This is a genomic window from Pelagibius sp. 7325 (genome assembly GCF_037652055.1).
Taxonomy (GTDB): domain Bacteria; phylum Pseudomonadota; class Alphaproteobacteria; order Kiloniellales; family Kiloniellaceae; genus Pelagibius.
Genome location: NZ_JBBKAH010000003.1, coordinates 823,764 through 834,693 on the forward strand (window position 1 = coordinate 823,764; position 10,930 = coordinate 834,693).

12 protein-coding genes and 1 tRNA gene are annotated in these 10,930 nt (G+C 67.2%); 4 read left to right on the top strand and 9 right to left on the bottom strand.

Features of this window, described 5'->3' with window-relative positions:
• Positions 1 to 37: 37 nt before the first annotated feature.
• The 4 genes from WDC82_RS12900 to WDC82_RS12915 all read right to left on the bottom strand — a co-directional run bounded on the left by WDC82_RS12900 (position 38) and on the right by WDC82_RS12915 (position 3,282).
• On the bottom strand, positions 38 to 1,252 hold the full coding sequence (locus WDC82_RS12900; protein ID WP_340117729.1) for an O-antigen ligase family protein: 1,215 nt from the start codon (positions 1,250 to 1,252) through the stop codon (positions 38 to 40).
• Entirely contained in the window at positions 1,180 to 2,187 is a 1,008-nt protein-coding gene (locus WDC82_RS12905; protein WP_340117730.1) for a glycosyltransferase, read from the bottom strand. The genes WDC82_RS12900 and WDC82_RS12905 overlap by 73 nt, the downstream gene beginning before the upstream one ends.
• A 456-nt stretch (positions 2,188 to 2,643) precedes the next feature.
• Positions 2,644 to 2,718 (bottom strand) — tRNA-Val (locus WDC82_RS12910).
• Positions 2,719 to 2,922: 204 nt separating this feature from the next.
• Positions 2,923 to 3,282, bottom strand: coding sequence for a response regulator (locus tag WDC82_RS12915; protein ID WP_340117731.1), 360 nt, complete (start codon positions 3,280 to 3,282; stop codon positions 2,923 to 2,925).
• A 283-nt stretch (positions 3,283 to 3,565) separates the two neighbouring features.
• Between WDC82_RS12915 and WDC82_RS12920 the strand changes: the two genes are divergently transcribed.
• The 4 genes from WDC82_RS12920 to WDC82_RS12935 all read left to right on the top strand — a co-directional run bounded on the left by WDC82_RS12920 (position 3,566) and on the right by WDC82_RS12935 (position 6,760).
• Positions 3,566 to 4,567: an N-formylglutamate amidohydrolase gene (locus WDC82_RS12920; protein ID WP_340117732.1), complete on the top strand. Its 1,002-nt coding sequence runs from the start codon at positions 3,566 to 3,568 to the stop codon at positions 4,565 to 4,567.
• On the top strand, positions 4,564 to 5,145 hold the full coding sequence (locus tag WDC82_RS12925; protein ID WP_340117733.1) for an N-acetyltransferase family protein: 582 nt from the start codon (positions 4,564 to 4,566) through the stop codon (positions 5,143 to 5,145). Before WDC82_RS12920 ends, WDC82_RS12925 begins: the two co-directional genes overlap by 4 nt.
• 392 nt (positions 5,146 to 5,537) lie before the next feature.
• Positions 5,538 to 6,140, top strand: coding sequence for a transglycosylase SLT domain-containing protein (locus WDC82_RS12930; protein WP_340117734.1), 603 nt, complete (start codon positions 5,538 to 5,540; stop codon positions 6,138 to 6,140).
• A gap of 77 nt (positions 6,141 to 6,217) precedes the next feature.
• Positions 6,218 to 6,760, top strand: a complete 543-nt coding sequence (locus tag WDC82_RS12935; RefSeq protein ID WP_340117735.1) for a PAS domain-containing protein — start codon at positions 6,218 to 6,220, stop codon at positions 6,758 to 6,760.
• Here WDC82_RS12935 and WDC82_RS12940 read toward each other — a convergent pair whose 3' ends face one another.
• Genes WDC82_RS12940 through WDC82_RS12960 form a run of 5 tightly spaced genes read right to left on the bottom strand, consistent with a single transcriptional unit; the run spans position 6,761 to position 10,916 of the window.
• The gene (locus tag WDC82_RS12940; protein WP_340117736.1) at positions 6,761 to 7,087 is read right to left on the bottom strand and encodes an NIPSNAP family protein; all 327 of its coding nucleotides are present in this window, start codon (positions 7,085 to 7,087) and stop codon (positions 6,761 to 6,763) included.
• Between the two features lie 34 nt (positions 7,088 to 7,121).
• Positions 7,122 to 7,973: a MaoC family dehydratase N-terminal domain-containing protein gene (locus WDC82_RS12945; RefSeq protein ID WP_340117737.1), complete on the bottom strand. Its 852-nt coding sequence runs from the start codon at positions 7,971 to 7,973 to the stop codon at positions 7,122 to 7,124.
• A complete protein-coding gene (locus WDC82_RS12950; protein ID WP_340117738.1) occupies positions 7,970 to 9,094 on the bottom strand; it encodes a CaiB/BaiF CoA-transferase family protein in 1,125 nt (374 codons plus the stop codon). The genes WDC82_RS12945 and WDC82_RS12950 overlap by 4 nt, the downstream gene beginning before the upstream one ends.
• Positions 9,091 to 9,732, bottom strand: coding sequence for a glutathione S-transferase family protein (locus WDC82_RS12955; RefSeq protein WP_340117739.1), 642 nt, complete (start codon positions 9,730 to 9,732; stop codon positions 9,091 to 9,093). The genes WDC82_RS12950 and WDC82_RS12955 overlap by 4 nt, the downstream gene beginning before the upstream one ends.
• Positions 9,733 to 9,740: 8 nt before the next feature.
• A complete protein-coding gene (locus tag WDC82_RS12960; protein ID WP_340117740.1) occupies positions 9,741 to 10,916 on the bottom strand; it encodes an acyl-CoA dehydrogenase family protein in 1,176 nt (391 codons plus the stop codon).
• Between the last annotated feature and the right edge of the window lie 14 nt (positions 10,917 to 10,930).

Below are 10,930 nucleotides of genomic sequence, written 5' to 3' on the forward strand. Positions count from 1 at the left end.
GCCATGCACAAGGCCGGGCCGTGGGGGCCCTCCAATCCTATGAGGGGCTGGCCCGACGCAGGGGAACCTCCTGCGCCGCCAGCAGGGCGATCGGCAGCCACAGGGTGATCCATTCGCGGCCCAGGTTCTGCACCAAGCTGCGGGTGTCAAAGAGCGAAGCCACCAGGCCGAAGGCCAGCAGCACGAGATAGATCGGCTCACCGGCTCGCGCCGACCGCCAGCTTTGCCGGGCCGCCGCCAGCAGCAGGCCCGCGAGGAGGATGGTCGCTGGCAGGCCGCCGTAGAACTGGTTGGCCAGCGGCAGGTTGTGCGGCGACCGGAAGGAGCCGGTGCTGACCTCGAAAGTCATGTCCGCCAGGCTGCCGTAGCCGAACCAGGGGCGCTCCGCAATGGCGGCCAGTACCTGCTGCCAGATACCGAAGTGGCCGCTCTGCTCGCGCTGGTATAGGAGCTCTACCGGCTGAAAGTTGAAGAGCACACCGATACCGATGCCGCAAACCACCAGAACCAGCACGAGAACGGCCGCCCGCCGGTGGGCGATCGCGAATCCGACGGCCAGCGCAGCCGCCAGGGCAATGAGCGGGCCGCGGCTTCCTGAGAGCACCATGAAAGCCGCGCACAGCGCGATAACCGCCAGCCAGGCTAAGCGTAGGCGCCAGGTGGTCGCGCGCGGCAGCAGCGCGAAAGCGCTCAGCAGCAGCGCCACGCCATAAAGCGTGGCGCCGATGATTGGGTGGGTGGCAAGACCGACACCGGTAAAGCGCTCGCCGAAGGGGAGCAGTCCAAAGGCGGCGGCGCCGAAGTCAACTATAAGGCTGACGCCGGCAATCACCGCGTAGCAGAGGAAGAGGCGGTCTGGGAAATGAGGGTTGCGTACCCCCATCTGCAGGGTCGTCACGAGGAACAGCAAGACCAAGACACTGACCCGCAGAAGATCGGTGATGCTCTGCCACGTCAGACCGTCGCTCCAAAGTGCTGAGAGTAGGAAATATCCGAGATAGGTCAGCGCCAGCTGCGCGATGACCGAGTCCCTGAGCCAGCGCCAGTCGAAGCTGCGCAGGTGCAGCAGGAACAGCGGCACGCCGAGGACATAGAACAAATTGCGGTGGGCACGCGTCTCCAGCAGAAAAGCAGCGCAGAGGATCGCGATGTAGACGGCGGCGAGAACCTCGACCCGGGTCAGGAAGCGATAGAGCCTCTTGCCGAAGGCGGCTGGCTGCTCTGCGCTGTGGTCTCGATCGCCGTCGGCCAAGGATAGGTCTCGGAAAGGGGTTCGTCGAAGCTGCGCTCCAGGATGTACTTCGCCACCCGCTGCGAGGCAAACATTGAGTGGGCGGCGCGCCAGCCCGCCTCGGCGACGTGACGGCGAGCGTCGTCGTGACGCGCGAAGAAGTCGAGCCTGTCCACCAGCTCGTCCAGGCCGTCGTAGAACGCGATCTCATCGTCGCCGAAAATCTCCTGGAAGCCCGTCGAGCGGGCGACAAAGATCAGCAGCCCGTTGCCCAGAAGCTGGCTCATGCGATCCGAGGCATAGAGATGGACCGTGTCGGGGCGGCTGATGCTGAGCGCCATGCGCGCATTGGCCAGGGCGTCCAGGTAGGCGCAGCCCCTGACGGCCGGCCGGCCGGGAAGGCCGCGGAGGTCGGCGCGCAGCGCCGGCAGGCGTTGCAGGGCGGCCTGCACGAAGCGCAGGCGCTCGTCCGGCCGGCCGACGGCAAAGAAAAGGTCGAAGGGCTGGTCGCTGCGAGCGAAGGAACGCCCGACGTCGATCGCCGAATCGACCGGGTTGGGCATGAAGTACACCCGCGCCGGGCTGTCGGATGGGATGCCGTGGATCGGTGAAGCCGCGGTGAGGAAGACCGCATCCACCGCCGGAGCGCGCCGCTGAATGCGCGCGCGGTTCGCGGCGTCGGGCAAGGGGTCGACGTTGCGGTAGGCGACGCGCAGGCCGGGAAGGGCCGCCCTCGCCTCCTCGATCGTCGAGTTGTCGATCAGCTCGCAGTGGCCCAGCAGCAGCAGGTCTGGCCGGAAGTTGCGGCAGGCCTTCAACAGCCGCCGATTGGCCGCGCGCCGTCCGGCAGCGCTACGCAGGAGCGGGGTCGCGCCGCGCGCCGTCTCGCGATCATTGAAGACCTGCACATTACAGCCAAGCCGGATGAAGCCGTGCAGCAGCTTCGGCATAATCATGTAGAAGTCTTCGCTGAGATCCCGCCCGAAAATATTGCCGACGAGCAGGACTTTTCGCCCGAGATGCGCGGACAGGTCTAGATCAACCATGGGGCTCGGTGGGGTCGGTTGTGCATGGCTGAACTTCTAGGTGGCTGGCTGCCATGTGTCCAACCGGAAAGAAATCGATGATCCCGCTCCCGGCCAGTAGACACGACGGGTGTGCGCTCTCAGCAGCCATCGAATCCGGTTTTCCCGCACCGCTGAGGCAGTGCCATCTCCTTCTGCGGTACCAAATCTGCCCCCTCGTGACCGCATCAAGCCGCGAACACGGCCCCCCAAGTTCGACCGCTCGCACCACCCAGCCACGCAGATTATCTCAACCGAAGCGCAAGCTCTACCTGTCGTGCGCATCGGTTTGCACCGGAAAGCGCATGGCGCTGCCAGCTCAAAACCATGCTAAGTCATTGAAAGGAATGGTGGGCGTACCTGGGATTGAACCAGGGACCTCCTCGATGTCAACGAGGCGCTCTCCCGCTGAGCTATACGCCCTAACGCATTCAGGATCCGGCCCCGCAGGGGGCTTCCGGGGGCGGGCCCGGAGCGGAAAATGTCCGGCCGATCCGCCGGAGGCAGGCGAAGTACCACTATCCTCCGCGTTTTTCAAGACTTCCCATGCCGGGAAATGGGCGGGCCCGGCCGAAAGCCTCGAACGGCCGCAAACCCGCCAAAAACCGCGCCTTAAGCCGCGAGGCCCTAAGCGGAGAGAATGGAATCAACCTCTTCCACCAGGTGGCGCAGGTGGAAGGGCTTGGAGAGGATGCGGGCGCCCTGGGGCGTCTGGTCCCGGTTCTTCAGCGCCACGGCGGCAAAGCCGGTGATGAACATGACCTTCAGGCCCGGCTGCAGCTTGGCGGCGCGGCGGGCCAGCTCGATGCCGTCCAGGCCCGGCATCACCACGTCGGCCAGCAGCAGGTCGGCCCTGAAGCCGTCCAGTGATTCCATCGCGTCCAGCCCGTCGCCGACCGCCACCACATGGTGGCCGGCATTGCGCAGCGCCTTGGCCAGGAACTCCCGCATCGAGGCATCGTCTTCGGCAAGTAGGATTTGCGCCATGACCCCTAGTATTCGGTCCGTTGTTCTGTCGCCCCGTCCGGGATCGGCAATCCGCCGGAATCTCCCTACGCCGGACGCAGTGCAACCCGCCGCCGAGGCAGTATAGACTACCGGCAAAGCCCCAAGTAGACCTTAATAAGACGGCACCAGGGGAAGGGACGGGCGAGCGGCCCGGCCGGCCGGGCGGGCCCGTAGGATGCCTTCGCGGCCGCGGCCTTGAAACGGGCATGACACGGCCCGGCCTTTGTCCTAGAACTGTAGTGGAAACAAGCTCCCAAGAGATATGGACGCGATCGCGCCGAGCGCCCAGGCCCCGAAGCCTCACGAGATCATCGAGCCGGAGCGGCAGACCCTGCCCCTGGTCTTTGCCTCGCCCCACAGCGGCAGCGACTACCCGCCGGCTTTCCTCGCCTCCTCCCGCCTCGATCCGATCAGCCTCAGGCGCTCCGAGGACAGCTTCGTCCACGAGATCTTCGGCTGCGCGCCGGAAATGGGCGCGCCGCTGCTGCACGCCCTCTTCCCGCGCGCCTTCGTGGACCCCAACCGCGAGCCCTACGAACTCGACCCGGCGGTGTTCAGGGACCGCCTGCCGCCCTATGCCAACACCTCGTCGCCGCGTGTCGCCGCCGGGCTCGGCACCATCGCGCGCGTGGTCGCCACCGGCGCCAACATCTACCGTCGCAAGCTGAGCCTGGAAGAAGGGCTGGAGCGCATCCGCAGCTATTACTGGCCCTACCACGAGGCGCTGCGCAGCCTGGTCGAGATCACCAAGGAGCGCTTCGGCTACTGCATCCTGATCGACTGCCATTCCATGCCGTCGGGCAGCCGGCCCCCGCGCGGCGCCCCCTACGGTGGCGCGCCCCAGCGCAATGCCGCCCACCGAGACGGCCCCCAGGGCGTCCAGGGGGCCGCCTTCGTGCTGGGCGACTGCCACGGCACCACCTGCGCGCCCGTCGTGACGCAGACCGTCGAAGAGGTGCTGTGTGCCAAGAACTATACGGTGGTGCGCAACACGCCCTATGCCGGCGGGTTCGTCACCCGCCACTACGGCAAACCGCACGCCCGCGTGCACTGCCTGCAGATCGAGATCAACCGGCACATCTACATGGACGAGTCGCGCATCGAGCGGCGCCCGGCGCTGCAGGCCCTGGCCCAGGACATGCGCGATGTGGTCGCCGCCCTGGGCGCGCTCGACCCCCGAGAGTTCACGGCCTCCCAGACAGCGATGCCGGTGAACGGCGCGGCGCCGAACGGCAGGCCGGGCGCGAAGGAGAGAACCCAGTGAGTGCGGCAGTCGGCGACAAAGAGAACGAAACGGTACGCCGCGGCGACGGCCTGACCATCCGCCCGGCCGAGGAGGGCGACGTGCCGGCCATCCAGGCGATCTACGCCCACCACGTGCTGCACGGCATCGCCTCCTTCGAGGAGGAGCCGCCCGACCAGGCCGAGATCGCCCGCCGCATGGCCGACGTCCGCGCCCGCGGCCTGCCCTACCTGGTGGCGGAGGACCGCCCGGGCAGCGGCGCCATCCTGGGCTACGCCTACGCCGGCACCTACCGCGCCCGCCCGGCCTACCGCTTTACCCTGGAAGACTCGGTCTACGTCCTGCCCGGCAAGGGCGGCAAGGGCATCGGCTCGGCCCTGCTGAGCGAGCTCATCGAGCGCTGCGCCGCCCTCGGCTACCGCCAGATGATCGCGGTGATCGGCGACAGCGCCAACCACGGCTCGATCCGCCTGCACGCCCGCCACGGTTTCCGCGAGGTCGGCGTGCTCCACTCGGTCGGCTTCAAGCACGGCCGCTGGGTCGATTCCGTCTACATGCAGCGCCCGCTCGGGTCCGGCGACGGCACCCTGCCCGACTGACGGGCCCGGCGCCCTCTCCCCGGCGAAATTCGTTTACCTGGTAAACAAAAAAAGGGCCGCGACAAGCGCGGCCCAAGTTTAGGGAGGAAATGCCCTATGGAACTGCGGCAGGGCCCGGCGAAGCCGTTCCCATACCGCAGTGCACAATATGCTCCGGGTCCCTCCGCATTTCAATGGGAAAGTTCTCAATTCATTGATTTACCAATAATTTCCGCGTTACGCCGTTAACAAAGCTGTCACGAAGCCAACACGGATATTGCGTTGCAATAGAGTTTTGGGCCGTCCTGCAACCGCTGGGAAGCCCGCTGGCACGCGGCTTGCTCTTATTTCGGGCAGATCCTCCTGCCCGTGGAGCCCGAGACTTGCTTCGACACTTGCCCAAAGCGGCCTTTTTGGCCCTGATTCTGGCCATTCCGAGCGGTGGAAAAGCCCAGGAACCCATTGATGTTTCTGATTCTTCCTGGAGTCTCTGCCGCCAGGCGACGGCCGCTGCCGAGGCCGCCCGCGACCTTCCGCCGCACCTCTTAACCGCGATCTCCAGGACCGAATCGGGCCGCCGGCACCCCGCCAGCGCGGAAACTCTTGCCTGGCCGTGGACCGTGATGGCCGAGGGCGAGGGGCGATTCCTGCCCAGCAAGGCCGCCGCCATCCAGGAAGTGCGCCAGTTGCAGGCCCGCGGCGTCAGGAACATCGACGTCGGCTGCATGCAGGTGAACCTGCATTACCACCCCGAGGCCTTCGAGGACCTCGATGCCGCCTTCGACCCGGTGGTGAACGTCGCCTATGCCGCCAGTTTCCTGCTGGAACTGCGCGAGGAGGCGCGATCCTGGACCCGCGCGGTCGGGCAGTACCACTCGCGCCAGGCGATTCGCGGCAACGGCTACCGCGCTAAGGTCTTCAAGGCCTGGCGCGACGAGCGCCACCGCGCCAACCGCGAGCGCCGGGCGGCCCTCAGGGCGGCGCGGGAAGCGGCCCGCAACGACAGCGAATCCTGAGCGCCGCTGACACGGCTTCCTCTCCACCGCCCCGCCGTGGCATCATTTACATACCAGTAAATGCCGTGGCGGCTGCCATGAAAGAGCTTCTCGAGGATATCCAGGCGGCGAAGCTGGATCTGGACGAAGATCTGCCGCGTTATCCGGATCTCTGCTTCGCGCTGGAATACTGGAAGAGCAAGAAGGGGGACGGCCTGGCACCGCCCCGGGCGGCCATCGATCCCATCGAGATGCCGCAACTGCTGCCGCGCGTCATGCTGGTGGACGTGGAAACCGCCGAAGGCAGCGAAGAACCGGATTTTCGCTACCGCCTCAGCGGCACCGGGATCCGGACGGTCCACGGCTACGACCCAACCCGCCTGCGGCCCACCCAGCTGACTCCCAGGATCTACGGTCAGCTCATCGATGCCCACTACCGCGCGGCCGTCGCCGCCCGCGAGCCCCTTGCCCACGTCATCGTCATGATCACCAACATGAAGCAGCGCTCGTACGCGCGGATCATCCTGCCGCTGTCCAACGACGGGGCGACGATCAACATGCTGATGACCGTCGACAGCGAAAGCCAGAACCTGCTGCGCGAGTTCCTCGACATGATCGAGGCCATCGGCAAGCGGCGATAGTCAGCGCTTCGGCTTGTCGAAGAACTCGACCGGGGTCATCAGCCGATTGCTTTGCGCGACCAGGGCGCCCAGCTCCTTCGAGCGCTTCAGGTAGTCCTGCCAGTCCGGGTCGGCCTGCATCGCCGCGCGCTTCTTCTCGCGGTCGGCGGCGCTGTCGTAGACCCAGATGTGGAGGTACTCGTTCACATCGCCGGTTTCGGTGCGCAGGAAGGCCAGCGGCGGGCCCAGGTGGCGCAGCTGCGCCGGCTTGCCGTACTTTTCATAGAGCGCGAACTGGTCCTTGATGTGATTCGGCTTCACGCGGTAGGTGCGCACATCGAGCAGCATTTTTTCGTCCCCGTCTTTTCGTTCTTCGTTTTCGTCACAGATCCCAATCCACCTCGCCCTGCATGGCGAGATGGCCGTCGGGGTCCTCGACCCAGAGATCGGCGTGCTTCGCGCTCGCGTCAGGCGCGCCGCAGACCGTGAAGGGCCGGGTATCGAAGACCGGCCGTTTGGCGCGGAAAGAAAAGCGTGTGGCGCGCGCCTCAGGCAGATGGCGGCGCAGCTGGCCGATCATCATGGTCGCGAGCAGCGGCCCATGGACGATGAGGCCGGGATAGCCCTCTTCCTTCGTGGTGTAGGGCTGGTCGTAGTGGATGCGGTGGCCGTTGAAGGTGAGCGCCGAGTAGCGGAACAGCAGCACCGGCGAGGGCACAACCTCACGCCGCCACGCGCCCCCTGAAGGGGGCGCTTCGCCCGGCGGGAGCGGCGCACCCTTCTCGCCCGCCTCGCGATAGACGATGTCGTGCTCCTCGACGATGGCCGGGCCCTTGTCGTCTGAGATCACGTGCTCGACGGTGACGAAGGCGAGACGCCCGCTGCGCCCGCTTTTCTCCGTCACGGATTCGATGGTCGACTTGCGCGTCACCGCCGCGCCGACCGGCAGCGGCTTGGGAAACTCGACGCGGCTGCCCGCCCACATGCGGCGCGGCAGATCGATGGGCGGCAGAAAGCCGCCGCGCGCCGCGTGACCGTCGGGCCCAAGGCCCGCGGTCGGTGCCAGCGACCAGAAGTAGGCCCAGTGCCACAGCGGCGGCAGCGCGGCGCCCGCTGCGAGCGGGTCTGTCGCATCGTCGAGCGTCGCCTGCATTGCCTGCGCGCGCGCCACGTCGATGCTGTCGTGCAGCGTCTCGCTGCGGCCGACCCACTTGCTAAAGTCCTCGCCACTCATGCCGCGAACTCCTTCCTGAGCGCATCGCTGTGCTCGCCGATCGCGGGCACGGCGCCGAGGTCCCAATCGCTGCCGCGCCGTTCGACCGGCGGCGCCACCAGCTCGACCGGCCCGCTCGGCGTCGCCACGGTGACGCGGCGCAGCTGCGGATGGTGGCTCAAGTCGGCAGGCGTGTTCACCGCGCCGTAGGCGATGGCGGCATCGAAGAGGCGCGTCGTCAACGTGTCGCGGTCGAGCGCGCTGAAGACGGCGTCGATGATGGCGTCCAGCGCCGGCCGGTTCTCGACCCGCGCGGTGTTGTCGGCAAAGCGCGGATCATCCAGAATCTCGGGACGCTGCAGCACCTCTTCGACCAGGCGCTTCCACTCACGCTCGTTCTGGATCGAGAACACCACCTCATCGCCGCCTTGGCAGGCGTAAACGCCGTAGGGCGCGATGGAGGGGTGATTGAGGCCGACGCGCTTGGGCGCGCCGGGGCCGTAATCCTGGTGTAGCAGCGGCACCGTCATCCAGTCGGCCATGCCGCTGAACAGCGAGGTGGCGAGTGCCGAGCCCTCCCCCGTCCGCCCGCGCAACAGCAACGCCTCCAGCACGGCCTGGTAGGCGTACATGCCGCAGGCGATGTCGCAGACCGAGACGCCGACGCGCCCCGGCCCCTCCGGCCGACCGGTGATCGAGGCGAGACCGCTTTCCGCCTGCACCAGGAGGTCGTAGGCCTTCATCTTTGCGTAGGGGCCCGCCTCGCCGTAGCCGGAGATGTCGCAGGTGATGAGCCGCGGATGCGCCTTGCGCAGCACGTCGTGACCGAGGCCGAGACGACCCGCCGCGCCGGGCGCGAGGTTCTGGATGAAGATATCGGCCCGGGCGAGCATGCGCTTAACCAGCGCGAGGTCGTCCGGCTGCTTCAGGTCGACAGCGAGGGACTCCTTGCCGCGGTTCAGCCACACGAAATAGGCGCTCTCGCCATGCACCACGCGGTCGTAGCCGCGCGCGAAGTCGCCTTCGGCACGCTCCAGCTTGATGACCCGCGCGCCGGCGTCGGCGAGACGCGAGGAGCAGTAGGGCGCGGCGACGGCCTGCTCCAGGCTGACGACGAGGAGACCTTCAAGGGGCTTCGTCATGCGGCGCCCATTCGCTCGCAGGCCACACGGACGGACTCACGTCCGCCAACCCGCGCCCACCAGCCTGCCAGCGGCGCCTGCGCCTCCAGAAGGTCCTCCCCTTCCGGCGCTTTCACGAAATAATCGAAGATCGGCGCGGCCTGCGCATCGGCGAGGCTGAAGCCGGCGCCGCCGAAATAGTCGCCGTCCCCCAGGATCTCCGCCAGTGCCGCGAGGCAGCGCTCCGCCTTGGGCAGTGCCGACGCGATCACCGCTTCGTCGCTCTCGCCGGTCTTGCCGCGGCTGACCCGCTGGACATAGATGTCCCACACCATCGGCCGGTAGCCGTGACCGTCGAGCACGGAGATCGCCTGCTCCATGCGGGCGCGGCCCTGCGGACTGTCGGGCTGCAGAGACGGCCCCGCAAAGGCCTCGTCAACGTAGCGCGTGACGGCGCGGGTTTCGTAGAGCCGGAAACCGTCGTGCTCGAAGGCCGGCACCTGGCCGAAAGGCTGGCGCTGCGGCCAGTCCGCCGGCCAGTCGTTGTGGTCGAAGACGTCGAAGGCGACCTGGTCGTGGTCGACGCCCTTCTCCGCCAGCACGATCTTCGCGATGCGCACATAGACCGAGTAGGAGGGCCCGAAGAGAATCGGTTTCATGCGCCCGCTCAATAGCTGCGCGGCATGCCGAGCACGTGCTCGGCAAGGAACGCGAGGATGAGGTTGGTGGAGATCGGTGCCACCTGGTAGAGCCGCGCCTCGCGGTACTTGCGCTCGACGTCGTACTCCTCGGCAAAGCCGAAGCCGCCGTGGGTCTGCAGGCAGGCCTCCGCCGCCGCCCAGGAGGCTTCCGAGGCCAACATCTTGGCCATGTTGGCTTCCCTGCCGCAGCGCTGGCCGGCATCGAAGAGGGCCGCCGCCCGCTCCACCATGAGGGCCGCCGCCTCGCTCTGCGCGTAGGCGCGGGCAATGGGGAACTGAATGCCCTGGTTCTGCCCGATGGGGCGCCCGAAGACCTTGCGCTCGGTCGCGTAGCTGCTGGCCTTGTCGATGAACCAGCGCGCGTCGCCGATGCATTCGGAGGCGATGAGGATGCGTTCCGCGTTCATGCCGTCCAGGATGTAGCGGAAGCCCTTACCCTCCTCGCCGATGAGGTTCTCCGCCGGGACCTCGAGATTGTCGAAGAAAACCTCGGTGGTGGAGTGGTTCATCATCGCGCGGATCGGCTTGATGGTGATGCCCTTTCCTTTGGCCTCACGCAGGTCGACGATGAAGACCGAAAGCCCTTCACCCTTCTTCGTCACCGCATCCTTGGGCGTGGTGCGCGCCAGCAGCAGCATGAGATCGCTGTACTCGGCGCGGCTGGTCCACACCTTCTGGCCGTTCACGATGTAGCGGTCGCCCTCGCGCCTGGCCATCGTCTGCAGGCTGAGGGTGTCGGTGCCGCTGGTCGGCTCGGTGACGCCGAAGGCCTGCAGGCGCAGGGTGCCTTCGGCGATGCCCGGCAGGTAGCGCTGCTTCTGCGCCGCGTTGCCGTGCCTCAGGACCGTGCCCATGGTGTACATCTGCGCGTGGCAGGCGGCGCCGTTGCAGCCGGCCTTCTGGATCTCCTCCAGGATGGCGCAGCCGGCGGCCAGCGGCAGGCCGCTGCCGCCGAACTCCTCAGGCACCAGGGCGGCGAGGTAGCCGGCCTCGGTGAGCTCCTTCACAAAAGCCTCGGGATAGGCCCGCCGCGCATCCAGCTCGCGCCAGTAGGCGCCGGGATAGTTGGCGCAGAGGGCGCGCACGCCCTCGCGAATCTCGGGAAAGCTCTCGGTGGTTTCGACGGTCGGGCTCAGGGTCATGGCCTCTCTGCGGC